Source organism: Gordonia araii NBRC 100433, assembly GCF_000241265.1.
GTDB classification, from domain to species: Bacteria; Actinomycetota; Actinomycetes; order Mycobacteriales; family Mycobacteriaceae; genus Gordonia; species Gordonia araii.
This window is the reverse complement of the sequence record NZ_BAEE01000062.1, coordinates 40579-66403: the sequence shown is the minus strand read 5'-3', so window position 1 is coordinate 66403 and position 25825 is coordinate 40579. Positions and strand designations below refer to the sequence as shown.

At 68.0% G+C, this 25825-nt stretch carries 28 protein-coding genes and 3 pseudogenes; 9 read left to right on the top strand and 22 right to left on the bottom strand.

What is annotated here, in order from left to right; genetic code table 11:
* From GOARA_RS19895 to GOARA_RS13100, 3 genes and pseudogenes are all read left to right on the top strand, one after another.
* A pseudogene (locus GOARA_RS19895) lies at positions 1-163 on the top strand (IS3 family transposase); the annotation flags it as partial.
* A 79-nt stretch (positions 164-242) separates the two neighbouring features.
* A complete protein-coding gene (locus GOARA_RS13105; protein ID WP_007322876.1) occupies positions 243-524 on the top strand; it encodes a hypothetical protein in 282 nt (93 codons plus the stop codon).
* Between the two features lie 86 nt (positions 525-610).
* On the top strand, positions 611-1024 hold the full coding sequence (locus GOARA_RS13100; protein WP_007322875.1) for a hypothetical protein: 414 nt from the start codon (positions 611-613) through the stop codon (positions 1022-1024).
* Between the two features lie 23 nt (positions 1025-1047).
* On the opposite strand, the gene GOARA_RS13095 is transcribed toward GOARA_RS13100, so the two are convergent.
* Entirely contained in the window at positions 1048-1755 is a 708-nt protein-coding gene (locus tag GOARA_RS13095; protein ID WP_007322874.1) for a TetR family transcriptional regulator, read from the bottom strand.
* 91 nt (positions 1756-1846) lie between these two features.
* On the opposite strand from GOARA_RS13095, the pseudogene GOARA_RS19450 reads away from it, so the two are divergent.
* A pseudogene (locus GOARA_RS19450) lies at positions 1847-2212 on the top strand (ABC transporter ATP-binding protein); the annotation flags it as partial.
* Here the strand turns inward: GOARA_RS19450 and GOARA_RS13085 are convergent.
* From GOARA_RS13085 to GOARA_RS13055, 7 genes are all read right to left on the bottom strand, one after another.
* Positions 2104-2859: an HNH endonuclease family protein gene (locus GOARA_RS13085; protein ID WP_007322872.1), complete on the bottom strand. Its 756-nt coding sequence runs from the start codon at positions 2857-2859 to the stop codon at positions 2104-2106. The pseudogene GOARA_RS19450 and the gene GOARA_RS13085 sit on opposite strands and share 109 nt — an antisense overlap.
* A 54-nt stretch (positions 2860-2913) precedes the next feature.
* The gene (gene dnaG / locus GOARA_RS13080) at positions 2914-4824 is read right to left on the bottom strand and encodes a DNA primase (protein WP_007322871.1); all 1911 of its coding nucleotides are present in this window, start codon (positions 4822-4824) and stop codon (positions 2914-2916) included.
* Positions 4825-4853: 29 nt separating this feature from the next.
* The gene (locus tag GOARA_RS13075; protein ID WP_007322870.1) at positions 4854-5465 is read right to left on the bottom strand and encodes an AAA family ATPase; all 612 of its coding nucleotides are present in this window, start codon (positions 5463-5465) and stop codon (positions 4854-4856) included.
* Positions 5466-5492: 27 nt separating this feature from the next.
* Positions 5493-6776, bottom strand: coding sequence for a deoxyguanosinetriphosphate triphosphohydrolase (locus GOARA_RS13070; protein WP_007322869.1), 1284 nt, complete (start codon positions 6774-6776; stop codon positions 5493-5495).
* Complete coding sequence (locus GOARA_RS13065; protein WP_040523195.1) at positions 6769-7248, bottom strand: cold-shock protein; 480 nt, start codon at positions 7246-7248, stop codon at positions 6769-6771. The genes GOARA_RS13070 and GOARA_RS13065 overlap by 8 nt, the downstream gene beginning before the upstream one ends.
* A 144-nt stretch (positions 7249-7392) precedes the next feature.
* Positions 7393-8778, bottom strand: coding sequence for a glycine--tRNA ligase (locus GOARA_RS13060; protein ID WP_007322867.1), 1386 nt, complete (start codon positions 8776-8778; stop codon positions 7393-7395).
* A gap of 95 nt (positions 8779-8873) precedes the next feature.
* The gene (locus tag GOARA_RS13055) at positions 8874-9377 is read right to left on the bottom strand and encodes a VOC family protein (RefSeq protein WP_007322866.1); all 504 of its coding nucleotides are present in this window, start codon (positions 9375-9377) and stop codon (positions 8874-8876) included.
* Between the two features lie 87 nt (positions 9378-9464).
* On the opposite strand from GOARA_RS13055, the gene GOARA_RS13050 reads away from it, so the two are divergent.
* The 4 genes from GOARA_RS13050 (at position 9465) to GOARA_RS13035 (ending at position 12468) form a co-directional block, all read left to right on the top strand.
* Positions 9465-10253, top strand: a complete 789-nt coding sequence (locus GOARA_RS13050) for an AraC family transcriptional regulator (protein WP_007322865.1) — start codon at positions 9465-9467, stop codon at positions 10251-10253.
* A 53-nt stretch (positions 10254-10306) separates the two neighbouring features.
* On the top strand, positions 10307-10687 hold the full coding sequence (locus GOARA_RS13045; protein WP_007322864.1) for an ArsR/SmtB family transcription factor: 381 nt from the start codon (positions 10307-10309) through the stop codon (positions 10685-10687).
* Positions 10684-11100, top strand: coding sequence for a Fur family transcriptional regulator (locus GOARA_RS13040; protein ID WP_007322863.1), 417 nt, complete (start codon positions 10684-10686; stop codon positions 11098-11100). Before GOARA_RS13045 ends, GOARA_RS13040 begins: the two co-directional genes overlap by 4 nt.
* A 192-nt stretch (positions 11101-11292) precedes the next feature.
* Positions 11293-12468, top strand: coding sequence for an RCC1 domain-containing protein (locus GOARA_RS13035; protein WP_170265477.1), 1176 nt, complete (start codon positions 11293-11295; stop codon positions 12466-12468).
* 7 nt (positions 12469-12475) lie between these two features.
* Here GOARA_RS13035 and GOARA_RS13030 read toward each other — a convergent pair whose 3' ends face one another.
* From GOARA_RS13030 to hrcA, 13 genes are all read right to left on the bottom strand, one after another.
* Positions 12476-12859, bottom strand: a complete 384-nt coding sequence (locus GOARA_RS13030) for a hypothetical protein (protein ID WP_007322861.1) — start codon at positions 12857-12859, stop codon at positions 12476-12478.
* The gene (locus GOARA_RS13025; protein ID WP_007322860.1) at positions 12856-13620 is read right to left on the bottom strand and encodes an isoprenyl transferase; all 765 of its coding nucleotides are present in this window, start codon (positions 13618-13620) and stop codon (positions 12856-12858) included. Before GOARA_RS13025 ends, GOARA_RS13030 begins: the two co-directional genes overlap by 4 nt.
* A complete protein-coding gene (gene recO, locus GOARA_RS13020; RefSeq protein ID WP_007322859.1) occupies positions 13617-14369 on the bottom strand; it encodes a DNA repair protein RecO in 753 nt (250 codons plus the stop codon). The genes GOARA_RS13025 and recO overlap by 4 nt, the downstream gene beginning before the upstream one ends.
* 12 nt (positions 14370-14381) lie before the next feature.
* Positions 14382-15836, bottom strand: a complete 1455-nt coding sequence (locus tag GOARA_RS13015) for a YhgE/Pip domain-containing protein (RefSeq protein WP_007322858.1) — start codon at positions 15834-15836, stop codon at positions 14382-14384.
* A 53-nt stretch (positions 15837-15889) separates the two neighbouring features.
* Positions 15890-16807: a GTPase Era gene (gene era, locus GOARA_RS13010; protein WP_007322857.1), complete on the bottom strand. Its 918-nt coding sequence runs from the start codon at positions 16805-16807 to the stop codon at positions 15890-15892.
* Positions 16800-17144 (bottom strand): cytidine deaminase-like protein, encoded by a 345-nt coding sequence (locus tag GOARA_RS13005; protein WP_040523184.1) that lies wholly within the window; start codon positions 17142-17144, stop codon positions 16800-16802. The genes era and GOARA_RS13005 overlap by 8 nt, the downstream gene beginning before the upstream one ends.
* The gene (locus GOARA_RS13000; RefSeq protein WP_007322855.1) at positions 17131-18462 is read right to left on the bottom strand and encodes a hemolysin family protein; all 1332 of its coding nucleotides are present in this window, start codon (positions 18460-18462) and stop codon (positions 17131-17133) included. The genes GOARA_RS13005 and GOARA_RS13000 overlap by 14 nt, the downstream gene beginning before the upstream one ends.
* A 3-nt stretch (positions 18463-18465) precedes the next feature.
* On the bottom strand, positions 18466-19011 hold the full coding sequence (gene ybeY, locus GOARA_RS12995; RefSeq protein ID WP_007322854.1) for an rRNA maturation RNase YbeY: 546 nt from the start codon (positions 19009-19011) through the stop codon (positions 18466-18468).
* Entirely contained in the window at positions 19008-20030 is a 1023-nt protein-coding gene (locus tag GOARA_RS12990; protein ID WP_007322853.1) for a PhoH family protein, read from the bottom strand. The genes ybeY and GOARA_RS12990 overlap by 4 nt, the downstream gene beginning before the upstream one ends.
* A gap of 110 nt (positions 20031-20140) precedes the next feature.
* Positions 20141-20938 (bottom strand): alpha/beta hydrolase family protein, encoded by a 798-nt coding sequence (locus GOARA_RS12985; protein WP_007322852.1) that lies wholly within the window; start codon positions 20936-20938, stop codon positions 20141-20143.
* The gene (locus GOARA_RS12980) at positions 20911-21678 is read right to left on the bottom strand and encodes a 16S rRNA (uracil(1498)-N(3))-methyltransferase (RefSeq protein WP_007322851.1); all 768 of its coding nucleotides are present in this window, start codon (positions 21676-21678) and stop codon (positions 20911-20913) included. The genes GOARA_RS12985 and GOARA_RS12980 overlap by 28 nt, the downstream gene beginning before the upstream one ends.
* A 7-nt stretch (positions 21679-21685) precedes the next feature.
* Positions 21686-22837 carry a molecular chaperone DnaJ gene (gene dnaJ, locus GOARA_RS12975; RefSeq protein WP_007322850.1) on the bottom strand — a complete coding sequence of 384 codons (1152 nt, stop codon included), beginning with the start codon at positions 22835-22837 and terminating at the stop codon, positions 21686-21688.
* 64 nt (positions 22838-22901) lie between these two features.
* Entirely contained in the window at positions 22902-23936 is a 1035-nt protein-coding gene (hrcA, locus tag GOARA_RS12970) for a heat-inducible transcriptional repressor HrcA (protein ID WP_007322849.1), read from the bottom strand.
* 96 nt (positions 23937-24032) lie between these two features.
* Here hrcA and GOARA_RS12965 point away from each other — a divergent pair.
* Positions 24033-24398, top strand: a pseudogene (locus GOARA_RS12965) (type II toxin-antitoxin system VapB family antitoxin); the annotation flags it as partial.
* A 20-nt stretch (positions 24399-24418) separates the two neighbouring features.
* Here the strand turns inward: GOARA_RS12965 and hemW are convergent.
* Positions 24419-25621 carry a radical SAM family heme chaperone HemW gene (gene hemW / locus GOARA_RS12960; protein WP_138947693.1) on the bottom strand — a complete coding sequence of 401 codons (1203 nt, stop codon included), beginning with the start codon at positions 25619-25621 and terminating at the stop codon, positions 24419-24421.
* Between the last annotated feature and the right edge of the window lie 204 nt (positions 25622-25825).

Genomic DNA, 25825 nt, shown 5'->3' with positions numbered 1-25825 from the left:
CTGGCGTACCGTCGACCAGGTCGAGGTCGCCACCGCGGAGTGGGTCGACTGGTTCAACCACCGAAGGCTCTACGAGTACTGCGGCGACATCCCGCCAGTAGAGATGGAGACTGCGCACTACGCTCAACAACCGACCCCGACACTCGTCGAGGTCTCAAACTAGAAAGTCTCCGGACACTCCGGGGCGGTTCAAGAAGACGTACGCGATCACCGACACAGGCCGCGCGGAATTCCGCCGATGGATGCTCGACGAGCCGCTGACCTCGAGTTCGGAAGCAACGATCCTGGCCCGCACGTACTTCATGGGTCTATTGGAGGCCGAGGAACGGCCAACTGTCGCCAATCGCGTCCGGGAGCGCATCCGCGCTGATCTGGCCCGCCTGGAGGAATTGAAGGCCCAGGTCCCAACGTTCATCGTCCCCGAAGGACTCGAAGACGTCGCCGAGTACCAGCTCGCAACACTGCAGTACGGACTCGCGTCGGGCCGGACCGCGCTCGCATGGGCCGATGAACACCTGCCGTAGCGCTCGCCACCCCAGCGGCTGTCCCGACCGCAACTCGGCCCGCCGAAGCGCTACGCCGAGGGTCGACCTCTGACATCCTCGAATCCATGAAACTGTCTTACCCCCTCGTCGCAGCCATGGCGTGTACAGCGGTGATCGGCGGCGGCGCAGCAGCCACCGCTCCGGCCAGCGCGGCTCCGACCGCCGCGCCGCACATCCAGCTGCCGATGTTCACCGGACATCGCGGCACCGGCTGCAAATACAACGTATCGGTCGTTGTCACCGACCGCACCGCGCCGGCTCGCCTCACCGTCGTCGACCCGTATGGGCGCACGGTCAAGCGCCTCAAGGTGCGCAACGAGCGACGCACCGACGACAAGCGCGTGGTGGAGGCGGACTGGATCCCCGCCCACCCCGGCAACTATCGAATCGCGGCCGTGCAGAACGGTGTCCGCAAACAGACCGCGGTGTTCCCCGTGACCCCGGGCTTCAACACCGGATCGCTCTGCACCGGGACCTGACCCCTCAGCGGCAGGCCCCGCGGTTACCGACCTTGTCGCAGATCGTCGATGGTGCGAATCGCCCGCTCGATCAGGGCGTCGAACAGGTCGTCCGGCGTTCCACGCAGCGCAGCGGCAGCCCGGGCAAGGGGTGCCTCCACCTCGGGTTTCGTGTCCAGCCAGGCCAACGGGACCGGCTCCGACATCATCTGCCGCGTCATCTCGTCGCTGCGGTCGAACCGGTAGTCGATCAGCAGGACGAAGCCGAAGACCTCCACCAGAAACGCGCCGCGCACGGTCATCGCGTCCTCGACCGACAACCCGAGGTCGACGAGGAAGGCGAGCTGCCGCTCGGGCTCCAGCATCCGTTTGACCGGAACCTCGGTGGGTGTGATGGTCTCGTCCAAGGAAATCAGCGTGGCGCGGGGCATCGCTCGGTACACCGCGCGCGCTTCCCGGTACATCTTGCGGACCGAGTCCTGCCAGTCGTCGATCGCATAGTCGTGAACCGGCATCGCCTCGATCATGCGGGCGGCAACGAGATCGACCACCTCTTGGCGATCGGCCACGACGTTGTACAGCGCGCGCACCGTCACCCCGATCTCACTCGCCAACCGGCGCATCGTCAGGTTCGGAAACCCTTCGTCCCCAGCGATTTTCAGTCCGACCGTGGCGATGAGTTCCTTGGTCAAGGGTGTGCGCCCGTCGGCCCGGGCGGGCCGTCCGCGCTTGCGCCCGTCGGTAGCGGTCATAGCTGTCCAAGCTACTCGAATGTGTCCTGTGAGACAGGTAACTTCATGGAGTGTTGATTTAATTTGAGGGCAAGGTTAGTCCGGCGGCCAGCGGCAGCGACTGTCCATCGCGCGCGCGTTGCTGAAGGACTCGCCCGTGCTCATCCTCGACGAGGCGGTGTCGGCGGTCGATCCGGAGACCGAGGCGCGCATCCAGCGGGCGATTCAATCGTTGGCCGCGGGCCGCACGGTGCTGGTGATCGCCCACCGCCTCGATACCGTCCGGCACGCCGACCAGATCGTCGTCCTGGAGAACGGCCGCGTCGATGCCGTCGGCACGCACGAGGAACTCGTGACGAGCAGCGATACCTACCGCCGGCTGCTCGGCGCGGGGTCGGGCGACGACGGCCAGTCGGCGCAGCGCGACAGCACGCGTCTCATCGCGTCGCGCTCGGGAGGCACCACCCACAGTCCGTAGGCGGCCTTGACCTCGATCTGCCGCGCGACGTAGGTGCACCGGTAGGACCGGTTCGGCGGCAGCCACGACGCCGCGTTGGACGAACCCTTGCGCTGGTTCGCCCAGCCGGCGGTGGTCTGCAGGTTGCGAGGGTCGTTGGCGAAGTCGAGGCGTCGTGGCGGCGTCCACTGCTGAGCGCCTGTCTGCCAGGCATCGGCAAGCGCGACGACGTGATCGATCTGGATCCGCCGCACGTCGACACCGCGCTCGAATCGCAGGCGCTCACGGGTGTACGGGTCGTCGAGCCAACCGCTCATCACCGCGCAATGCCCCTTCAGGCGCACGTCGGTGAGGTCGCGGCGGAGGATGTCCTCGCGTGTGCGGCAACCGTTACGGCCCAACGCGACCGCGACCTCGTCGGACCACGCCCGGCCAAACACCGATCGTCGGTACCCGGTCTTGGGTGCCCGGCCCTTCACCTCGAGTCGGTCCAGCCGCATCAGCGCAGCCTTCGCCGCCGCCGTCGGGTTCGACGAGGATTCAGCCGGTGGCGCCTGGCCACCGGCGACATCGGAATCCCCCGGCGCAGGCGTCACGGCGCACGCGGTGAGCGCCGACCAGACCACCGCCGCGCCGACGCCGATGCGCCATGAGTACGTCGCTCTCATGCGGTCAGTGTCGCGTACGCCACCGACAACTCAGTCGGCCCGAGCGGAAATCGGTCACCCGACGTCCATCACCGGGTCGACGGCCTGCTCCAGCAGACTACGCCGGTAGGCCTCCAGCGCGACGAGATCGCCGAACACACCGTTGTACGTATCGGCGTCCTCGGTGGGCGACATCCGCCGCAGTTTCGATTTGATGTCGGCGATCTGCTGCCCGACCCAGACCTCCTGCAACCGCGCCAACACCGAACCGATGTAGCGCGGCACCGCGTCATCCTCGACGCGCATCGGCTCGACGGCCAGCTCGGTGACCAACGGGCTGATCGCCTGATCGTCGATGGCGTGATGTACCGCGTCCACCCATTGCGCGCCGCCCAGGCCCGATGCCGTGTCTCCCAGGGACCGCATGGCCGCGCGGATCGCGGCATACGCGGGTTCGGTGAAGCACTCCATGGGCAGGGAGTCGAAAACGGTGCCCGCGATCGCCGGGTACTGCAGCGCCGCTTTGAGCGCCTCCCGCTGCGGCCAGAGCCTCGGGTCGTTGGGCAGCGGCTTGGCGGTCGGAGGTGGCGTCGACGACGCTTCCGGGCGGGTGCGGGCGGGCTCGTGCCGCATCGGCCGACCCCGCCGCTTCGCATTGCGCGACGCCTCCTCGCGGACCCGGCGCAACACCTGCGACACGTCGTCCCAGCCGACCCAGCCGGCCAACTGGCGCGCGTACTCGTCGCGCAGTGCGACATCTTTGATCCGGGCCACGACGGGGACGGTCTCACGCAGGGCGTGCACCCGCCCCTCGGCCGTGTCGAGATCGTGTTTGCGGAGCAACGTCTTGATGGCGAACTCGAACATGGGGATCCGCCGGGCCACCAGATCGCGAACGGCGGCCTCGCCCTGCTGCTGGCGCAACTCGCACGGGTCCATCCCGTCGGGAGCGATGGCGACGAAGGTCTGCCCGGCGATCGCCTGCTCCCCCTCGAACGCCTTCATCGCCGCCGCCTGGCCGGCGTCGTCGCCGTCGAAGGTATAGATCACCTCGCCCCGGTAGTACGAATCGTCCATCATGAGGCGCCGTATCAGCGCGAGGTGATCTTCGCCGAAGGCCGTGCCACAGCTGGCCACGGCGGTCTGCACGCCGGACTCGTGCATCGCCATGACGTCGGTGTAACCCTCGACGACGACGACCTGGTGCCCCTTGGCGATGTGCTTCTTCGCGTGGTCGAGACCGAACAGCACCTGCGACTTCTTGTAGAGCATCGTCTCGGGCGTGTTCATGTACTTGCCGAGGTTGTCGTCGTCGTAGAGCTTGCGCGCCCCGAAACCGATGACGTCGCCGCCCAGATTCTTGATCGGCCACAGCAGCCGCCGGTGGAAGCGGTCGATCGGCCCCTGCCTCCCTTGCTTCGACAGTCCGGCGGCTTCCAACTCTTTGAACTCGAACCCTTGTCCCAGAAGGGCTTTCGTCATCGTGTCCCACCCGGCAGGCGCGTATCCGCAGCCGAACTTCAATGCCGCTTGGCCGTCGAAGTTCCGTTCCTTGAGGTAGTCGCGGGCCGCCTGCGCCTCCGGGCTGCGCAACTGCTCCGCGTAGAACTTCTGGGCGGCGGCGTTCGCCGCGACGAGCCGTGCGCGTGTACCGCGGTCGCGCTGAACGCTGGTGCCACCGCCCTCGTAGTTGATCCGGTAGCCGACCTTGTCGGCGAGCTGCTCGACCGCCTCGACGAAGCTGATGTGCTCCTGCTTCTGCAGGAAGGAATAGACGTCGCCCCCCTCGCCGCAGCCGAAGCAGTGGAAGTGCCCGTGGTTCGGACGAACGTGGAACGACGGCGTCTTCTCGTCGTGGAAGGGGCACAGTCCGGTGAGACGGTCCGCGCCGGCGCGACGCAGGGCGACGTAGTCGCCGATGACATCCTCGATGCGGACCTGTTCACGGATTGCCGTGATGTCGCGATCGGGGATTCTGCCTGGCACGAGAGACAGTCTAGTGTCAGGCCGAACGGTCAGAGCCGGATGTGGCGGGCGGCGACCTCCAGGCGCCGCGCACCAGACCTCACCGGCCCCAGGCGACCCGCCGTCAACTCCACGTCGACCGCTGCCGCCACCGCCTCGACCACCTCGTCGAGGGACCGCTCGTCGGTGTCAATGTGTACGGCGAACCGCTCGTCGGCGAGCGCGGTCACGCAGCGATCGATCTGCGCGGTCGCCCAGGTCTCGTCACGGCCCAGTACCGCGGCGAGAACACTGGACACGCGCCCGGCGAGGCGTCGGCGCAGGGTCTCCGGGCTCGCGACGAGCGCCACGTGTCGCACGTCGGTCCCGGCGTCTCGCAGCGTCCCGACCGTCTCGTCGAAGTAGACCGGGTCGACCATCGTCATCGGCACGATCACCGGCGAGTCCGCCTCCGCGTCGGCCTGGCGAAGGGTTTCGGCCACGGCGGCACGCCATTGCGGCCGATCCTGGAAGTCGTCGCGCGAACCGGGAGGCAACATCTTGTGGATCGCGTAGCCGATCAGCTCCGGGTCCGCGACGTGTGCCCGTCCCAGCCGCCGTTGGAGTTCGTGCGCCACCTGCGTCTTGCCCGCGCCGAAGGCGCCGTTGATCCAAATCAGCATTGCGCCGAGGGTAGCGAAAACTCGTGCCTACCCGAGATGCGCCTGGATATCGGAGTTGCGCTTGTCGGTGCGTTCGAGGCGCCCCTCGGTCATCGACGCGATCTGATCGACGATGACGCGCAACCGCGCACCGTCGTCGTCGGCCGCTTCCCACGCCGGCACGAACAGCGGATCCAGACCGCCCGGACCAGCCTGTTCCATCCAGGTCGCGACCCGGTGAATCCGTTCGCGCTGGCGGTCCTGCACGGTGAGGTGGCGCTGGTCGGAGAAGATGAACTGCAGCGCCATCGTCTTGAGCACCGCGACCTCCGCGGCGACCAGCGGCGGAACCGCCAGGTCGGTGTCGTATCGAGCGACAGGGCGGTCGCCGATCCGTTCGCGGGTCGCCATGACCGCCGCCGTGGCGAATCGTCCGATCAGCTCGGAGGTCATCCGCTTGAGCGCTACCGAGCAGGCGAGCGTCCCGTCGTACTCGCCGATCGCGGTGACGACGTCCATCTGCGACAGCCTTTGCGCGGCCTCCACCAGTTCGGCCTCGTCGAGGCCCTTGAAGTGTGTGACGGCAAGCCGGGCGAGGAGCTGCCGCTCGCCGGGGTCGGCGAGCGATCGCAGATCGAGCCGGTGCGAGATCACCCCGTCCTCAACGTCGTGCACCGAGTAGGCGATGTCGTCGGCCCAATCCATGACCTGCGATTCCAGACATTGGCGGCGCTCCGGCGCGCCCTGCCGGATCCAGGCGAGCGCCTCCGCGTCGTCCTCGTAGGCGCCGAACTTGCTGCCCGGCTCCCGCCGCGTCCACGGGTACTTCAACGTGGCGTCGAGCGAGGCGCGGGTGAGGTTGAGCCCCGCGCTGTTGCCGTCCTCGTCGAGGATCTTCGGCTCCAGGCGCGTCAGGATCCGCAGGTTCTGCGCGTTGCCTTCGAAGCCGCCGATGTCGGCGGCAACCTCGTCGAGAGCGCGTTCGCCGTTATGCCCGTACGGCGGGTGCCCGATGTCGTGGGCGAGACCGGCCAGTTCGACGAGATCCGGGTCGCATCCGACGCCGACGGCGATGCCCCGGCCGATCTGCCCGACCTCCAACGAGTGCGTCAGGCGCGTGCGCGGGGTGTCGCCCTCGCGGGGCCCGACGACCTGAGTCTTGTCGGCGAGACGGCGCAACGCGGCGCAGTGCAGCACCCTGGCCCGATCGCGGGAGAAGGCGCTGCGATGCTCGATACTGCTGCCGGGCAGCCCGGCGACCTTCTCGCCTTCGGCCACGCGCCGGGCCACGTCGGCCGCGCGATAGACGGCCTCGCCGACTGGGTCAGTCAAGCACCCAGCCCCGGTCGACGGCGAAGTCGGTGACGCGCTGGCGGATCGCCACGATCTGAGCGGCGGTCAACGTGCCGGAGGAATCGAGGAGCAGTTCGGTGATCTCCTCGGTGAACGACGCCGCATCCATCGAACCCTGGCCGCCGCGCGAACGCCGGGGGCGGTCCCCACGCTCGGCTCGACGGCCCGGACGGTGGTTGTCGTCGCGGCGGTGCTCGGCGCGACGCTCTGCCCGGGCGTCAGCGTCGAAGCCCCCCGCCGGCGCCTCCTGGGTGATGACGACGTTGGTCGCCTTGGCACCACGATCGGTGTCTTCGATGTCGAACTCGACCAGCGCGCCCGGCTTCAGCTGTGACTCGTCGATGTCGAGGTCGTTGATGTGGATGAACACATCCGCGCCGCCCTCGTCCGGCGCGAGAAACCCGAACCCCTTGTTCGTGTCGAAATGCACGATTTTCCCACTGACTGCCACAACCCTTACCCACTTCCAAACCACTGATTCCAACGCCGGGGCCAAACCGGCCCGCGACACTTCTCCATCTTCGCAGAGTCCGACCAGATCCCTTTGTCGTTTGCGCCGGTTTCCGGGCCAAAAACCAAAGGGATCGGGTGCTGCCTACGCTCCGACGAGCTTGCCGCCGAGGTACTCCACGACCTTGTCGAGCGCGATGCGCTCCTGAGCCATGGTGTCGCGCTCGCGGATCGTGACCGCCTGGTCTTCGAGGGTGTCGAAGTCGACGGTCACACAGAACGGCGTACCGATCTCGTCCTGGCGGCGGTAGCGCTTGCCGATGCCCTGCGCGTCGTCGAAGTCGACGTTCCAGTGCTTGCGCAGCTCGGCGGCGAGGTCGCGAGCCTTCGGCGAGAGCGCCTCGTTGCGCGAGAGCGGCAGCACGGCGGCCTTGACCGGCGCGAGCCGGCGGTCGAGCTTCAGCACGGTGCGCGTATCGGTGCCCCCCTTGGCGTTCGGCACCTCCTCGTCGACCAGCGCGTCGCACAGGAACGCCATCAGGCTACGCGTCAGGCCGGCGGCCGGCTCGATGACATACGGCGTGTACTTCTCCCCCGACGCCTGGTCGAAGTAGACCAAATCCTCGCCGGAGTGCTTCGAATGCGTGGCGAGGTCGTAGTCGGTGCGGTTGGCCACGCCTTCGAGTTCGCCCCACGGGTTGCCGGAGAAGCCGAACTTGTACTCGACGTCGACGGTCCGCTTGGAGTAATGCGAGAGCTTGTCCTTGGGGTGCTCGAACAGTCGCAGGTTGTCGCGGTCGATGCCCAGGTCGATATACCAGTTCAGTCGCTCGTCGATCCAGTACTGGTGCCAGGTCTCGTCCTCGCCCGGCTTGACGAAGAACTCCATCTCCATCTGCTCGAACTCACGCGTGCGGAAGATGAAGTTGCCCGGCGTGATCTCGTTGCGGAAACTCTTGCCGATCTGCGCGATGCCGAACGGCGGCTTCCGACGCGACGTGGTCAGCACGTTCTTGAAGTTGACGAAGATGCCCTGCGCGGTCTCCGGGCGTAGATAGTGCAGGCCTTCCTCGTCGTCGACGGGGCCGAGGAAAGTCTTCATCAGGCCGGAGAACGCCTTGGGCTCCGTCCATTTACCCGGCTGCCCCGTGTCGGGGTCGGGAATGTCGGCGAGGCCGTTGGCCGGCGGGCGACCGTGCTTGAGTTCGTAGTTCTCCAGCAGGTGGTCGGCGCGGTAGCGCTTGTGCGTGTACAGCGACTCGACCAACGGATCGGTGAACACCTCGACGTGCCCGGAGGCCTCCCACACCTGGCGCGGGAGGATCACCGACGAATCGAGGCCGACGACGTCGTCGCGGCTGGTGACCATGGTGCGCCACCACTGCCGCTTGATGTTCTCCTTGAGTTCGACGCCCAGGGGCCCGTAGTCCCAGGCCGACCGCGTACCGCCGTAGATCTCACCGCACGGGAACACCAGACCGCGCCGCTTGGCGAGGTTGACGACAGCATCGACTTTGGACTGGACGGCCACGGGTTCGGTTCTCCACTCAGACTGACTAGACGGGGCGATCAGGGTTGACCTCCCAGCCTAGTCGCAGCAGGTGAGCGCGATCCGCCGCCCCCGCCTCAGCCGTCGCCGAGGGACTTGGCCCATTCCGCGACCCGCGCGTCACTCTCCTCCTGCGACAGGTCTTCGACGCGGGTCATGATCGACCATCGCACGCCGAAGGGGTCGCGGATGCTGGAGAATCGATCGCCGGAGACGAAGGTCGAGGGGGCTTCGCGGACGGTAGCGCCGGCCTGCTCGGCGCGGGCCGTCAGGGCGTCGACGTCCGGGCGGTAGAGCCCCAGCGAATAGCAGTCGTCCTCCCCCTCTGGCCCGGCGATGAGGTGGTAGTCGGCTACCGGCTCGCCGAGTTGCAGACGTCCGTTGCCGAAGTCGAGTTCCGCGTGGTGAACCACTCCGTCAGACTCGGTGACGCCCAGGACGCGCGCTCCGAAGACGTCACGGTAGAACTCGATGGCCGCCTTGGCGTCGCGGATGGCCAGGAACGGGGTGATGCTGGTGAATCCGTTGGGTGTGCCGTTGGTCGTGTGACGGCCGTTCGCCGCCTGAATTGTTTCGGTCATGGCTCCACGCTAGAAGCGGCCGAGCGCGCCCGGCTTGGAGATTCGCGACAAGTTCGGGATGTCCGGCTACCGGCCTACTCTGAGAGCATGGTCGACCCCTCGCGCGGCGTGCTCTATCCGGCCAAGCTGCCCACCCTCACGCGGCTCGCCCCGCCGCCGCTCGCGGCAGAGCTGGTCGGATGGTTCTGGATTCCCGAATGGCAGATCGCGGCGGGCCGCTCGTCGCGCCAAGAGCTCGTGCCCTTTCCGGCGTCGAACCTGGTCGTCGAACTCGACCACGTCGGCTTCACGGGGCCGGCGACGACGATCTCCCACCGGGACCTGACCGGCACCGGCTGGGCCGTCGGCGCCTTGCTGCGACCGGCCGGCGTCGCGGCGCTGATCGACGATCCCGGTGCGTACGTCGACTCGTACCAGCCGTTCGAGGCGGCCGACCTGCACGACGCCGTCTTTGCCGCGATGACCGACGGCGACGCGGCGACCCGCCACTCCCGGGCGATCACCGCCTTTGCCGACTGGCTCGCCGATCGCGTGCCCGAGCCGTCCGACGAGGCTCGCCTGGCCAACGCCATGGCCGATCTGTTGATGAGCGATCCGACGATCCTTCGACTCGACGACGCGGCGCAGGCCTTGGCCAGTTCACCGAGAACCCTGCAGCGGCTCGCGCGCCGATATGTCGGCCTCTCCCCGTCGGCGATGATCCGCCGTCGCCGACTCCAGGAGGCCGCGCAACTGATCCGCGACGACCCGGCGGCGGACCTCGCGTCGATCGCGGCCGACCTCGGATACACCGACCACGCACACCTCTCCAACGACTTCCGGTCCGTGCTGGCCTTCAGCCCGAGCGCCTACCGCGGCACGGTGCACCCCAATTGAAAACAGGTTCCGATAAGCTGGTGGTGTTGTTTCTCCCGGTGAAGGAGCCCGCCGTGACCACCCTGCCCCACAGCCGCACCGCGGTCCGGACCGATCCGGCCGCCCTCGAAGCGGCCAGCGACCTCCTGCGCGCGCTGGCGGCGCCGACGCGGATCGCCATCGTCATGCTCCTCGCCGAATCGCCGCGTTGCGTACACCAGCTCGTCGATGAACTCGGACTGAACCAGCCTCAGGTCAGCCAGCATCTGCGGGTACTGCGCGACCTGGGACTCGTCGACGGTCGCCGCCGCGGGCGCGAGGTCGAATACGCCCTCGTCGACGACCATGTCGCCCATATCGCCACCGACGCGATCGTCCATGCGTGCGAACGCGTCGACGACACCTGTGAGCGGCCGGAAGCGCAGCCGCAGCCGATCCGCCCGACCGCCTCGTGACCGGACCAGCCAAGCCGGTCACCGGACAGCGCAACACGCGCCAGCGCGAAGCCATCGCCGCGGCACTCGCGGCGACTGACGATTTTCGGTCGGCCCAGCAACTCCACGACCAGCTGGTCGAACAGGGCGAGTCCATCGGGCTGACCACCGTGTACCGCAATCTGCAGGCACTCGCCGAATCCGGGATCGTCGACGCGCTGTGGGACGGCTCCGGCGAAACGCGCTATCGGCACTGCTCGGCGTCACACCACCATCACCTGGTCTGCCGCGCGTGCGGGACCACCGTGGAGATCCACGCGGACGAGGTGGAGAGCTGGGCCTCGAAGGTCGCCAAGTCGCACAAGTTCAGCGATATCAGTCACACGGTCGAGATCTTCGGGACCTGCGCGAGCTGCCGCACGCCGTCGAATTAAGCTGCCGGGATGGAGCACATCCCGCCACCGCCTCCGATGTGGCCACCGCACCCACCCGCGACGCCACCGGCGTCGGGAGGAAAGAAGACCCTACTGATCGTGGGCGTCCTAGGGGCTGCGGCACTCCTTCTCCTGGCCGTCGCCGGCGGCGCCGCCGTCTACCTGTGGGACCGTGGGCCCAGCGGAACTCCGTTGACCGACGTCACCGCCTTTGCGATGGGCGACCGGACAGTCTGCGCGATCGCCGACGAGACCGCCTACTGCTGGGGCGACAACGAGGATGGTCAAATCGGAGACGGGACGACCAAGAATCGAGATGTCGCCACCCACGTCATCGGCATCTCAAGCGTCACCAATATCTCGGCGGGTGGATCGACGACTTGCGCTATCAGCGACAGATCGCTGTATTGCTGGGGCGCCAACAACGCCGGCCAAGTCGGCGACGGTACGACCGAGGACCGCACCCGCCCGACCCGGGTCGTCGGGTTGAACGACGTGACCGCGGTGACCACCGGCTACGGAATGACCTGCGCGATCGCGTCCGGTGACCTGTACTGCTGGGGGCAGAACGTGCACGGTCAGCTCGGTGACGGCACTCAGGATGCGCGAAACACTCCTTCCCGTGTCCAGAACGTCAGCGACGTCAGCGACGTCTCGATCGGCGACGGGCATGTGTGCGCGCTTGCGAATCGCCTCGCGTACTGCTGGGGAGAGAACGCAGCCGGCCAGGTCGGAAACGGCCAGCGCCGCGGACAATCCACACCGGTCCAGGTAAAGGGGATCACTGACGTCACCACGATTGCCGCAGCACGATCGCAGACTTGCGCGCTGTCTCGCGGATCCGCGTACTGCTGGGGGCTGGCCAACGTCACCACAACGGAGATAGCCCCGTCGCCGAGGCCTGTCGCCGGCGTGACCGGGGTGTCCTCGCTAACTGCTAACGGCGCCGCGGCCTGCACAATCGCCGATGGCGATCTGTACTGCTGGGGCGACAATCTCAACCAGACTCTGGGCGTCGGCAGCTCAGATGAATTCGTAACAGCCCCGACCAAAGTTGTCGGGCTGCGAAACGTGTCGTCCCTGTCCACGACCGACCATACGAGTTGCGCGATCGCCGACGGCGCACCCTACTGCTGGGGAAGCAATTGGGAAGGGCAAGTAGGCGACGGAACGAGCGGAGTGACAAAGACACCCACTCGCGTCAAGGACCTGTCCACAGTCAGCGTTCTTGCGACCAGCGGCAAGAATTCGTGCGCCATCTCGGCCGGCGGCATCTACTGCTGGGGGGACAACACCTCGCGCCAAGTCGGCAACGGCACCTCGTCGAAGCGGCAGGCGACACCGGGCCAGGTCGTCAAGCGCCAGTGAGCCTCGCTCAGGCCAAATCCTCCGCCAGCGACGACCCGCCCGAGAGCACCAGGTGGAAGACCGTCAGCAGTGGGATGTCGTCGAGGTCGCCGAGCGGAAACGCGTACGACAGCAGGACGTCGGTGTGGCGCTCGCCCGGATCGGTTCGACGCAGCGAGCCGAAGCTCAGACTTGCGCCGCGTTCGTCCAGCAGGTCGCGCAGCCGCTCGTCGTTGGTCGCCTTGCGCGCGACCAACTGGGTCACGGACACGACCTTCAGTTCCTCCGACAGATCCAGGACGCGCACCGACGCCCGCGTCGTGCCGACGTGCACCAGCACCGACTCGTCGTCGGCCGTCTCCACCGTGCCCAGTTCCCCGAGCAGGGCGGCGATCCGCTTGATGTCGCTCATTTGACCCCACCGAATCGACGGTCGCGCTCGGCGTATTCGAGGCACGCCGCCCACAGGTCGCGACGGTCGAAGTCCGGGAACAGCTTCTCCTGGTAGACCATCTCCGCGTACGCCGACTGCCAGAGCAGGAAGTTGGAGATCCGCTGCTCCCCCGACGGCCGCAGGAACAGGTCGACGTCGGGCATGTCGGGCTCGTCGAGATAGCGGGCGAACGTAGATTCGTTGATCCGCTTGGGGTCGATCTCGCCGCGGGCCGCCCGCATCGCGATCTCCTTCGCGGCGTCGGCGATCTCAGCACGGCCGCCGTAGTTGACGCACATCGTCAATGTCATCACCGTGTTGTCCTTGGTGAGTTCTTCGGCGATCTCCAACTCGCGAATCACGCTGCGCCACAACCGGGGTCGGCGGCCGGCCCAGCGAACCCGCACGCCCATCTCGTTCATCTCGTCGCGCCGACGACGGATCACGTCGCGGTTGAACCCCATCAGGAAGCGCACCTCGTCGGGACTGCGGCTCCAGTTCTCGGTGGAGAACGCGTACGCCGACAACCACTTCACACCGATCTCGATACAGCCGCACACGGTGTCCATCAGAACCGCCTCGCCGCGCTTGTGCCCTTCGGTGCGAGGTAGGCCGCGATCGGTCGCCCAGCGCCCGTTGCCGTCCATGACCAGGGCGACGTGGTTGGGCACGAACTGGGCGGGAATCGCCGGCGGTCGCGCGCCGGACGGGTGCGGATCGGGCGGACGAACAGTGCTCACAGGGCAACCCTATGGGGATCGCCCCGCTCGATGAGCGGAAGGGTCCGCAGCTGCCGCTCCAAATGCCACTGCAGATGCGCGGCGATCAGTCCACTCGCCTGGCGCCTCAGCGACTCCGTCGCATCGACGGTGACCTCCCATTGCCCGCGGAACATCGCGTCCATCAGATCGAGCACTCCCGGCGACGGCATGGCCGCACCGGCGGGTCGGCAGTGCACGCACACCGCCCCGCCGGCGGCGACGTGGAAGGCGCGGTGCGGACCGGGCGTGGCGCACCGCGCGCACTCCTCGAGAGCCGGCATCCATCCCGCGCAGTGCATCGCCCGGAGCAGGAACGCGTCGAGGATCAGCTGGTTCTCCCTGGTCTGCGCGGCCAGTGCTCGCAGCGCTCCGACGGTCAGTCGATGCAAGTCGGGTGCGGGCGCGCGCTCCTCGCCGGCGAGGCGTTCCGCCGTTTCGAGGACCGCGCACGCCGTGGTGTAGCGCGCATAGTCGGCGACGATCGCCTCGGCGAGAACGTCGAGACTCTGCACCTGGGTGATCGTGTCCAGGCTGCGACCGGGATACAGGCAGACGTCGATGTGGGCGAACGGTTCCAGACGCGCCCCGAACTTCGACCGGGTGCGTCGCACCCCTTTGGCCACCGCGCGCACCAAACCGTGCTGACGGGTCAGCAGGGTGATGATGCGGTCGGCCTCGCCCAGCTTGTGCTGGCGCAGGACGACGGCCTCGTCGCGGTAGAACCTCACCGAGTCATTCTGTCACCGATGCCGGGTCACGTTGGGTTGTGACACGGGCGGCGCGGGTACCGGTTGCGCCGCGACCTCGGTGACCGTGACCGAGGCGTCGGGATCGGCGTCGACGAGCTTCGCCAGCCGCGGCGGCACCGACAGCGCGTTCGGCCTCCGGTACCAGCCTTTGCGGTCGTAGTACTTCGTTCCGACGATGCCCAGCACCAGCCCGAACACCAAGCCGACCACCGTCATCACCACCGATCGGGTCAGCCCCGACGCGGGATCGGCATCGAAGTAGAGGATCGATCGCACGCCGTAATAGACGAGGTGCATGGGCTCCACCGCCGCGATCCAGCTGAACAGCCGGGGACTGGCCTCCAAGGGCACGGTCCCGCCCGACGACGGGAGGCCGAGAATCACGAAGAACACCAGATTCGCCAACAGGCCGGGATTACCGAAGACCGCCATCATCGAACTCGCCGTGACACCCACCGCCGTGATCACCAGCACCGAGAACGCCCACAGCACGAAGGAGTTGGGCAGCGATGTCCCCACCAGCGAACAGACCAGCAGGAACAACCCCGCCTGTATCGCGGCGATGATCAGCATGACCGCCCACTTCGACGCGAGTGTGCCCCACCGCGACACGGCCAACCGCTTGCGCAGCAGGAACAACGGCCCGAACTCGATCGGCATCTGCCCCAACTGGCCGTCGACGATGATCGAGACCATCATGGCGCCGGTGAATCCGGCGAGGATCAACAGCAGCGTGAAGTAGAAGGCGCTCAGCCCGTTGGCCGCGCCGTCGGGCAGCGGCTGCGGTTCCGACACCGCGACGTTGATCGGCTGCGACAGCGCCAGCTGTGTCGCTCCGGCGAGCTTGAAGTCGCGGCCGACTTGCGAACGCACGTTCTCCAGTAGCTGTTCGCCCGCCTGCTTGTTGACCTGGACGCTCATCTCCTCGGCCATGATCGTCGTGATCGACGAGGCGAAGGTCCCCGACCCGCGGTGGATCAGCACGTCGATCTTCGGCTGTACCGGCGCGTTCTGCAGAACCGCGGATCGTGCCAGGCCGAGCATCAGATTGGTGAAGTTCGAGTCGATGGCCACGACGCCGTACACCTTGCCGGTGTAGAGCTTCTTCATCGCCTCTTCGCGACTCATCTCGTCCAGGACGATGCCCTGCTTCGCGGTGGTCGGGACGAGCTGCTCGACGATCTGCTTGCCGATGTTCATCTCCGGCTCGCCGGGAGCCACTTGCCCGCCGGTGTCCTCGTTGACCAGCGCGACATGGAAGTCGTGCAAGTTCTCGCGGGTGTTGACCACGGCCCCCATGTAGACCGCCGCCATCAGGCTCATCAGCGCGATGACCACCGCCACCGGCGCGATCCAGAACCGGGGATGGCCGACGACATCACGGATCGCCGCCCTTGCCTGCTCGTCGTGCTGTGCATCGGATTCGATCGCCGTCTTGGCACCCATCGGCCCATTCTCGCACTGCTGTCGGCCATCCGACGGTAGGCCCCGAGCCGAACCTAGAAACCCATCCGCCGCAACTGCTTCGGATCGCGCTGCCAGTCTTTGGCCACCTTCACGCGCAGATCGAGGTAGACCTTGCAGCCGAGCAACCGCTCGATCTGCTGGCGAGCCTGCGTCCCGACGGCTTTGAGACGCGAACCGCGGTGCCCGATGATGATGCCCTTCTGGCTGTCGCGCTCGACGTAGAGAATGGCGTAGACGTCGATGATCGGCGGGTCGGAGTCCTCGCGCGGGATCATCTCGTCGATCACCACCGCCAGCGAGTGCGGCAACTCGTCGCGCACCCCTTCCAGCGCCGCCTCCCGGATGAACTCGGCCATGAGCACTTGCTCGGGCTCGTCGGTGAGTTCCCCGTCGGGATAGAACGCCGGACCGGGTTCCATCAGCGACACCAGCAGATTCACGAAGACGTCGAGATGGTCGCCGGACTTCGCCGACACCGGCACGACCTCGCTCTTCTCGCCCAGCACCTTCGACAGCGCCAGCAACTGCTCGGCAACCTTGCCCGGTGTCACTCGATCGATCTTCGTGACCACCCCGACGACGGTCGTCGTCGGCGCCATCGTGCGGACCTGGTCGATGATCCAGCGATCTCCCGGTCCGATCGCCTCGTCAGCGGGAATGCAGATGCACACGACGTCGACTTCGGAGTACGTGTCGCGCACCAGGTCGTTGAGGCGCTGTCCCAGCAGGGTGCGGGGACGATGCAGTCCCGGCGTGTCGACGAGGATCAGCTGCGCGTCGGGGCGGTTGACGATGCCGCGGATGGTGTGGCGCGTCGTCTGCGGGCGGTTCGACGTGATCGCGATCTTCTCGCCGACCAGCGCGTTCGTCAGCGTCGACTTCCCCGTGTTGGGGCGGCCGACGAAGCACACGAAGCCGGACCGGAATTCGCCGGCCGAAGAATCAGGCATCGATCGGCTCTCCGCGCAGGTCGGTGCGGATCACCGCGGCTCCGTCGCCCACTTCGGCGACCGCGGCGAGCCCCGGGTCGTCGTCGGGACCCCCGACGAGCGCCGCTGCCTCGAATCCCTGGGCCCCGCTGGACAACGCCGTCGCGACCGCCACCTGCAGCGCGGTGAGCTCCAGCGCGCGCAGGCCGACCGGCGCGCCGGCGTAGGTGCGGCCGTCGAGGTCGCGCACCGCCGCACCCGACGATGCGCCGACGCGGGCCATCGCTCCTCGCGCCAATGTCACCAACTTCGCATCCTCGGCGTCGAGCGCCGCCGAATCACCGTCATGCTGCGCCATTGTCGATCCCCCTCGTCGCGTCCTCGCGGTCGTCGGCATCGTCGGCCGCCTCGCCGGATTCGATCCTGTTCACCAGTACCGAGGTGATCCGCTGACGGCCCTGCCGATTGGGCCCGCCCTCCGCGACGAGGCGCAGGCCGTGGCACTCGACTTCGGCGCCGGGCAGCGGGACGCGTCCGAGCACGAGTGCGACCAGGCCGCCGACGGTCTCGACCTCGTCTTCGTCGATGTCGATCCCGAAGAGTTCGCCGAGATCCTCCACCGGCAGCCGCGAGGACACCCGGTAGATACCGTCACCGAGTTCGGTGAAGGGCGCCACCTCGCCGCGGTCGTACTCGTCGGCTATCTCGCCGACGATCTCCTCGAGTACGTCCTCAATGGTGACCAGTCCCGCGATGCCGCCGTACTCGTCGACGAGCATCGCCATGTGGTTGCGGGTCCGCTGCATATCGGCGAGGACACGATCAAGGGTCTTGGAGTCCGGGATGAACTGAGCCGGCCGCATCACGTCGGCGACTTTGACCGATGCCGCGAGCCCGGCGATCGCGCGGCTGGTGACGTCCTTCAGGTACACCACACCGCGGATGTCGTCGGGGTTCTCGCCGATCACCGGCAGCCGCGAGTGACCCGACCGGATGGCCAGGCTCGCGGCCTGCGCCGCGCTCTTGTCCTGCTCGATCCACACCATCTCCGGCCGCGGCACCATCACTTCGCGCACGTGCGTGTCGGCGAGATCGATGACGGACTGGATCATGCGTCGTTCGTCGTCCTCCACGACACCGCGCTCGGTCGCCATGTCGACCACCTCGCGCAACTCGATCTCGGTCGAGAACGGCCCGTTGCGGAAGCCCTTGCCGGGGGTGACCGCGTTTCCGATCAGGATGAGCAGTCGCGTCAGCGGGGTCAGCAGGAAGCCGACCGCACGCAGGACCGGGGCGCTCAGGATGCCGATGGTGTAGGCGTGTTGGCGGCCGAGCGTGCGCGGACCCACGCCGACGGCGACAAAGGAGACCACCGCCATCACCGCGATCGTCGCGAGCACGCCCCAGGCCGTCCCCCACATCCGTACGAGCGCCACCGCGGCGAACGCCGTGGCCGCCGTCTCGCAGATCACCCGGAGGAACACCACCAGGGCGACATACGTGGACCGCTGCTTGAGCACCGTTTCGAGTTGGCGGGCGCCCGGGCGGGCCTGACTCACCAGGTCGGCGACTCGGGCGGGCGAGGCGGTGGTCAGCGCGGCATCGACGGCGGCGAAGACGCCGCCCACCGGGGTCAGTGCCGCCGCGACCAGCAGAAAGACGAGTTCAGACGGCAACTCTCAGCCCTCATCCGGGTCGGCGAAACCGGTCTTGCGCAACAGATCCTCGTCGCGTTGCGAAAGCCGCTCGGACACGCGGCGATTCCGACGGTCCTCGTACCACTCGTCGAGGATCGCGCCCTGCAGGCCGAACATCTCGCGCTCCTCCTCCGGCTCGGCATGGTCATAGCCGAGCAGGTGCAGCACGCCGTGGACAGTCAGAACGGCGAGTTCGTGCTCGAACGAGTGCCGCGCCTCCGCTGCCTGCGACTTGGCGAACTCGGGGCACAGCACGATGTCGCCGAGCGTGGCCGGACCGGGTTCGGCGGCGTCCGGCCGGCCGGCGCCCGGGGTCAACTCGTCCATCGGGAAGCTCATCACATCGGTGGGACCGGGCAGATCCATCCACTTCATGTGCAAGTCGGCCATCGTGTCCAGGTCGACGAAGAGCACCGAGAGCTCGGCGCCGGGGTGCACGTCCATCCGCGCGATGGCGAATCGGGCGGCGTCGAGCACCAAGTCGGTGGGGACATCGACGCCGGACTCGTTGGCCAGCTCGATGCTCACTGACGGCGCTCCCGTCCCGCGCGGCGCGCGGCGCGGTTGCCGCCGCCGTTCTCGTCGCGGTCGTAGGCGTCGACGATGTTCGCGACGAGCCGGTGCCGCACCACGTCCGCACTGGTGAGCCGGGAGAAGTGGATGTCGTCGATCCCCTCCAGGATGCGGGTGGCGGCGTTGAGCCCGCTCTCCGCGCCGCCCGGGAGGTCGACCTGCGTGACGTCGCCGGTCACCACCACTTTCGAGCCGAATCCGAGGCGCGTGAGGAACATCTTCATCTGCTCACCCGTGGTGTTCTGTGCCTCGTCGAGAATGATGAACGAGTCGTTCAGGGTTCTTCCACGCATGTACGCCAGCGGTGCCACCTCGATGACACCGGCGGCCATGAGCTTCGGGATCGCCTCCGGGTCCATCATGTCGTGCAACGCGTCGTAGAGCGGCCGCAGGTAGGGGTCGATCTTCTCGCTCAGCGTCCCGGGCAGAAAGCCGAGCCGCTCCCCCGCCTCGACGGCCGGGCGGGTGAGGATGATCCGCGTGACCTCCTTGGCCTGCAGCGCCGCGACGGCCTTCGCCATCGCCAGGTAGGTCTTTCCGGTGCCCGCCGGCCCCAGCCCGAACACGATGGTGTTCTCGTCGATCGCATCGACGTAGCGCTTCTGGTTCAGCGTCTTTGGCCGAATGGTCTTGCCGCGCCGGGAGATGATGTCCAGGCTCAGCACCTGGGCAGGCGACTCCGCGGTCGGGTCGGCCAGCATTGCCACCGACCGTCGAACGGCGTCCGGGGTGAGCGCGGCGCCCCGCCCGACGACATCGAGGAGTTCGGCGACCACCCGATCGGCGGTCGCGACCTCCGCGGGAGTGCCGGAGAGGGTGATTCGATTGCCGCGGGCGTGGATGTCGGCGTCGAGCAACTCCTCGAGTACCCGCAGATTCACATCGCCGGTGCCGAGCAAACCGATAATCCGCTCTGGCGCGACCTCCACCACCGTTTCGGCATGCGGTTGATCGGCTTGCGTCACGTGCGACATCACTCCTTGTTCGTGCCCAGCGGGTTCGGCCCCGGCGACATGGACTCAGCCCAGTGTATCCGCCCACGCCGTCCACCGGCGCCGGGAGCGCCAGCGAACGGGCCGCATGATCAGAGGCCGAGCAAGCGCAGCGTCTGCCGCGTGCAGGCGCTGCGCGGGTCGACGAACGCGTCGTGTCCCTCGTCCGCCACGACGACGAGTTCTGCTGACTGACCCCGCGCCGAGACGGCCTCGACGTAGCGGCGACTGGATTCGACGGGGACCGCGGCGTCGCCCCCGGCGTGCATGGCGATGACGTGTGCGTCGAACACGGGCGCGAGGATCGGCGAAGCCTGGGCGTAGCGGTCGGGGATCTCCTCGTAGGGCGCGCCCATCAGGTTGCGCGGTGTGGGCCGGTCCCGCGCTCGCGGATGGGTGAGATCCAGCACCGCCGACTGCGCCACGACGCGGGTGATCCGCGTGCGCGCGGTACGGGCCCCGAGCTGGGCCGTTCCCCAGACCGCGAGCAGACCGCCGGCCGAGTGTCCGACGACGGCGACGTCGTCGAAAGCGATGCTGTCGAGCAACTCGGCGGGCAGCACGGCGGGCACCTTGCCGTCGAGTGCGCGCAAGGCGGCCACCGCGTCGGCTCCCGTGCCCGGCCAGCCGCCGCCGTCCTCCTCGACCCGCCGGTACTCGACGTTCCACACCGCGGCGCCGCGTTCGGACATCAGCCGCGCGATCGCCGTCTCGATCGTCAGGGCGAAGCGCGTCGAGAAGAATCCGCCGTGGATCAGCACGACCAACGGCACCGGTCCGTCGCCGCGCTCCGGCCCGACCGCGGGCTCGTAGAGGTGCCCGAACTGCGACTCGTGGTCGCCGTAGGCGACCTTGTGGCGTTTCAGGGCGTGCCTCGTTCCGGGTCCCACCGGTCCGTGAGCGCACCCAGCGCACCGAGCGCGACCGCCGCCGCCGTCGACGTCCGCAAGACCTGTTGACCCAGCACCGCGACATGGGCGCCCAGCGCCGAAAGATCGGTCAACTCTTCCTCGGACAATCCACCTTCGGGTCCGACGACGAGCAGCACGTGCGGTGCCGTGCGGAACGGGAAGCTGCCGAAGGACTCGTCCCCGCTTTCATGCAGCGCGACGACGATCCCGCCTTCGTCGATGACCTGGGCGCAGCGGGCCCGCACGTCGGTCGTCGAAGCCAGGTCGGCGACCTCCGGAATCCACGCCCGCCGGCTCTGCTTGGCCGCCGCCGATGCGGTGGCGCGCCATTTGGCTACGCCCTTCTGCGCCTTCGACCCGACCCAGCGGGCGACGCTGCGCGAACTCTGCCACGGCACGATGACGTCGGCGCCGGCTTCGGTCGCGAGTTCGACGAACAGTTCCGAACGCTCCGACTTGGGTAATGCCTGCACGACGGTGACCAGCGGCCTTGGCCGGTCGGCGAACCGGTACTGCAGCGCCCGGGCGCGCAACGTGTCCTTGCCCCGAATGGCCGATACCTCACAATGCGCCGAGGCTCCTCGACCGTCGCCGAGGAGGATCTGTTCGCCGACGGCGATGCGGGTCACGGTGACCGCGTGCCGACCCTCTGCCCCGGTCAATTCGATCTCGGTGCCCGCACTCGGCGCCTCGTCGACCCAGAACAGCGGCGGGCTCATGGCGGCGTCAGCGTCCCGCGAACGCGTTGCGCAGCCGGGAGAACAGGCCGCTGCTCGTGCCGGTGGAGTTCGCAGAGGCCAATTCGATCGTTTCGCCAGCGTGCTCGCGGTATTCCTTCAGCAGTTCGGTGGCGCGCGCGTCCAGCTTGGTCGGGACGCTGACCTCGAGATGGGCGTGCAGGTTTCCGCGGACGCCGTTGTTGACGTGCGGCATGCCATGGCCGCGAATCGTCACGATCTGGCCCGGCTGGGTGCCGGACGGAATCGTGACGTCGATGCGTTCCCCGTCGAGGATGCCGTCGATGGTCAGCTCGCCGCCCAGCGCCGCGTCGGCGAACGGGACGTTGACGGTGGCGTGCAGATCGTCCTTGTCGCGGACGAAGATCTCGTGGCGCCGTTCCTTGATCTCCACGTAGAGGTCGCCGGCCGCGCCACCGCCGGGTCCGACCTCGCCCTGGCCAGACAACCGCACGCGCATCCCGCCCTCGACACCGGCCGGGATCTTCACGGTGACGGTGCGCCGCGTACGGACACGCCCGTCGCCGCCGCATTTGTGGCACGGATCCGGAATCACCTGGCCGGTCCCGCCGCACGTCGGGCAGGGGCGCACGGTCATGACCTGGCCGAGGAAGGACCGCTGCACCGCCTGGATCTCTCCCGCACCGTCGCAGGTCTCGCAACCCACCGGCGACGAGTCGCCGTTGGTGCCAGCGCCGGTGCACTCGTCGCACAGGATCGCCGTGTCCATGGTGATCTCCTTGTTGGCCCCCGCGGCGCATTCGGCCAGGTCGAGGGTTACGTGGACCAACGCGGGCTCACCCGGCTGGACGCGGCTGCGCGGTGGTCGGCGGCCGCCGAACCCGGGGGTTCCGAACCCGGACCCGCCGCCGAAGAACTGTTCGAAGATGTCGCCCAGGCCGCCCGCGCCGAAGCCGCCGGCGCCCGGTCCCGCAAGCGGATCGCCGCCGGCGTCGACGATGCGCCGCTTCTCCGGGTCGCTGAGCACCTCGTAGGCGGTGGTGACCTCCTTGAACCGGTCCTCTTCCGCGGGGTTCAAATCGGGGTGGAGTTCACGCGCGAGGCGGCGGTAGGCGCGCTTGATCTCCTGGTCGGTCGCACCCCGGGACACGCCCAGAATGCCGTAGTAGTCACGTGACACTTGCTACTTCTATCCTTCGTCGATTCCTGGTGGTGGCGGCGCGAACCTCGCGACACGGGCGGGTTCAGCGCTCGGCCAGCACCTCTCCAACGTACTTGGCGACCGCGGCCACCGACGCGATGGTGCTCGGGTAGTCCATCCTCGTGGGTCCGAGCACGCCGACACTGCCGAAGACGGTGCCGCTGGCGCCGTAGGCGGTCGAGACCACCGAAGCACCGCGTAGATTATCGCTCTTGGTCTCGCGGCCGATCTGCACGGTCACGCGTCCGGTGCGCTGGGTGCGCGCCAGCAGCTTGAGAACGACGACCTGCTCTTCCAGCGCTTCGAGGACCGAATCCATTCCCCCGAGGTCGGAGGAGAAGTCCGACGCGGCACGGGCCAGGTTCGACGTCCCGCCGAGGACGAGACGGTCCTCGTCGCGCTCGACGAGGGTCTCGACCAGCACGGCTGCCACCGCGATGGCCAGGTCGGACACTTCCGGCGGCGCGTGGTTCGCCACGTCGGCGACGGCGGCCGACGCCTCGGTCAGACGCTTGCCGTCGAGGGCGCCGGCGAAGACGTCGCGCAGCTTGGTGACGTCGTCGTCGGAGATGTCGCGACTCAGCGCGACCATCCGCTGCTCGACGCGGCCGCTGTCGGTGATGACGACCATCAGCAGCCGCGACGGCGTGATCGCGACCAACTCCAGATGACGGACCGTCGCCGACGACAGGACCGGGTACTGGATCACCGCGACCTGCCTGGTCAGCTCGGCGAGGAGCTTGACCGAGCGCCGGAGGACGTCGTCGAGGTCGACGCTGGAGTCCAGGACCGACATGATCGCCCGCCGCTCGGCCTTCGACAGCGGCTTGATCTCGCTGATGCGGTCGACGAACAGGCGATAGCCCTTGTCGGTGGGCACGCGACCCGAACTCGTATGCGGCTGTGCGATATACCCCTCGGCCTCCAGCACGGCCATGTCGTTGCGGACCGTCGCACTGGACACGCCGAGCTGGTGGCGCTCGACCAGCGCTTTGGAACCGATCGGCTCCTGCGTATCGACGTAGTCGGTGACGATGGCGCGCAGGACTTCGAAGCGGCGGTCGTCGGTCGTTGTCATGCCCGCGTCCTCCCTCCCGGCGGTTCGTCTCCCTGCACACGCGCAACGTGCAATATGGTCGGAGTACAAACCATATTAGGCGTGATCGGCGGGGCGATGATTTTCAAGGCTGTGCAGGACGGGAAACCGTATCCCCAGCACAACCTGTCGCCGCGTGCCTGGGCGAAGATCCCGCCCCGCCAGTTCCGGCTCGATCAGCTGACCACCGTCACCACCGTGCTCGCGCTGGACAAGCTGCTGAGCGAGGATTCCACCTTCTACGGCGACCTCTTCTCCCACGTCGTGAAGTGGCAGGGCGAGGTCTACCTCGAAGACGGTTTGCATCGCGCGGTCCGCAGCGCACTGCGGAATCGGCCGATCATCCACGCCCGGCTGCTCGACCTCGACGCGATCGACCTCTCCCCCGGCGCACCGCCGATCGAGCAGCAGGTCGCCGACGCCGATGTACGCCCCTCGGTGGCGCGTCACCGCGCCGACTAGCGCTAATCGAGGATCTGACGCACCACGCCGTCGGCGAGCAAGCGCCCCGCGTCGGTGAGCACGTACCCACCGTCGGCGACCCGCAGCAGCCCGGCGGCCACGGCCTCGTCGGCACGCCGCCGCTCGTCGCCGTCGAGGATGTCGGCGGGCAATCCCGAACGCATGCGCATCCGCAGCATGACGGCCTCGGTGTGCGCGTCGGCGGCGGAAAGGATCTCGAAGCCGTCGCCGGGCCAGCCGCCCTCGGTCAGGGCCGACGCGTAGGTCGACGGGTGCTTGCGATTCCACCACCGCGCCCCGGCGACGTGCGAGTGCGCACCGGGGCCGATTCCCCACCAGTCGTCGCTGCGCCAATAGGCCTCGTTGTGCCGGCAGGCGCCGTCGGCTCCTCGCGCCCAGTTCGACACCTCGTACCAGTCGAAACCGGCGGCACCGAGCCGTGCGTCGATGCGCTCGTAGCGCGCCGCCAGCACATCGTCGTCGGGTGCCGCGAGTTCGCCGCGGCGCACTTTGCGCGCGAAAGCGGTGCCGTCCTCGACGATGAGCGCGTAGGCGGAGACGTGGTCGACCGGGGCCGACAGGACGGCGTCGAGTGTCGCATCGAGATCGGCGTCCGACTCCCCCGGCGTGCCGTAGATGACGTCGAGGTTGACGTGGTCGAAGCCCGCGGCCGTCGCCTCACGCGCCGCCGCGACCGCTCGGCCGGGCGTGTGCGTGCGTTCCAGGATCGCGAGTACGTGCGCCGCCGCCGACTGCATCCCCAGCGACACGCGCGTGTAACCGGCGAGCCGGATCTGTTCGAAGAAGGCCGGCGACGTCGATTCGGGATTCGACTCCGTCGTCACCTCCGCCCCGGGCGCGAGATCGAAGCTCGCCCGTACCGCGGCGAGCAAGTCGCCCAAGCCGTCGGCCCCGAGCAGCGACGGCGTACCGCCGCCCACGAACACCGTCGACACCGGTCGCGGGCCGAGCATGAGCGCCGCGCCGTCGAGTTCGCGACGCACCGCCTCAAGCCAGGACTGCGGCGACGACGAGGACCCCAGCTCGCCAGCCGTGTAGGTGTTGAAGTCGCAGTAGCCGCAGCGAGTCGCACAGAACGGGACGTGCAGATAGAGACCGAGGTCGTCGCCGTTGCGCGCATGGCGCAGCCGGTCGGCGAGCGGCAGCGGCACGTCTCGCCACTCGACGGCGGCGGTGGAGGTCATGTCCCCATCATCGCGCATCGCGCGATGTGATCTGTTTCTCTCATCATGATCCAAAGTCTTCCCAAGTAGACGAGGTGCGGTGAGACGTGGCACTATGGAGAGCGTGACTACACGAGGACTGCGCCTGATCCAGCGGCGCCACATCGACCTCATGCGCTGCGACAGCGCATCCTGTATGCGCTAGCCGGATTCGGCCAGCGAGTA

Coding starts and splice junctions, on each gene's coding strand:
- GOARA_RS13105 (WP_007322876.1), top strand. CDS start 243: ATGCTCGACGAGCCGCTGACCTCGAGTTCGGAAGCAACGATCCTGGCC.
- GOARA_RS13100 (WP_007322875.1), top strand. CDS start 611: ATGAAACTGTCTTACCCCCTCGTCGCAGCCATGGCGTGTACAGCGGTG.
- GOARA_RS13095 (WP_007322874.1), bottom strand. CDS start 1,755: ATGACCGCTACCGACGGGCGCAAGCGCGGACGGCCCGCCCGGGCCGAC.
- GOARA_RS13085 (WP_007322872.1), bottom strand. CDS start 2,859: ATGAGAGCGACGTACTCATGGCGCATCGGCGTCGGCGCGGCGGTGGTC.
- GOARA_RS13075 (WP_007322870.1), bottom strand. CDS start 5,465: ATGCTGATTTGGATCAACGGCGCCTTCGGCGCGGGCAAGACGCAGGTG.
- GOARA_RS13055 (WP_007322866.1), bottom strand. CDS start 9,377: ATGACCGAAACAATTCAGGCGGCGAACGGCCGTCACACGACCAACGGC.
- GOARA_RS13050 (WP_007322865.1), top strand. CDS start 9,465: ATGGTCGACCCCTCGCGCGGCGTGCTCTATCCGGCCAAGCTGCCCACC.
- GOARA_RS13030 (WP_007322861.1), bottom strand. CDS start 12,859: ATGAGCGACATCAAGCGGATCGCCGCCCTGCTCGGGGAACTGGGCACG.
- GOARA_RS13015 (WP_007322858.1), bottom strand. CDS start 15,836: ATGGGTGCCAAGACGGCGATCGAATCCGATGCACAGCACGACGAGCAG.
- era (WP_007322857.1), bottom strand. CDS start 16,807: ATGCCTGATTCTTCGGCCGGCGAATTCCGGTCCGGCTTCGTGTGCTTC.
- GOARA_RS13005 (WP_040523184.1), bottom strand. CDS start 17,144: ATGGCGCAGCATGACGGTGATTCGGCGGCGCTCGACGCCGAGGATGCG.
- GOARA_RS12990 (WP_007322853.1), bottom strand. CDS start 20,030: ATGTCGCACGTGACGCAAGCCGATCAACCGCATGCCGAAACGGTGGTG.
- GOARA_RS12980 (WP_007322851.1), bottom strand. CDS start 21,678: ATGAGCCCGCCGCTGTTCTGGGTCGACGAGGCGCCGAGTGCGGGCACC.
- hrcA (WP_007322849.1), bottom strand. CDS start 23,936: ATGACAACGACCGACGACCGCCGCTTCGAAGTCCTGCGCGCCATCGTC.
- hemW (WP_138947693.1), bottom strand. CDS start 25,621: ATGACCTCCACCGCCGCCGTCGAGTGGCGAGACGTGCCGCTGCCGCTC.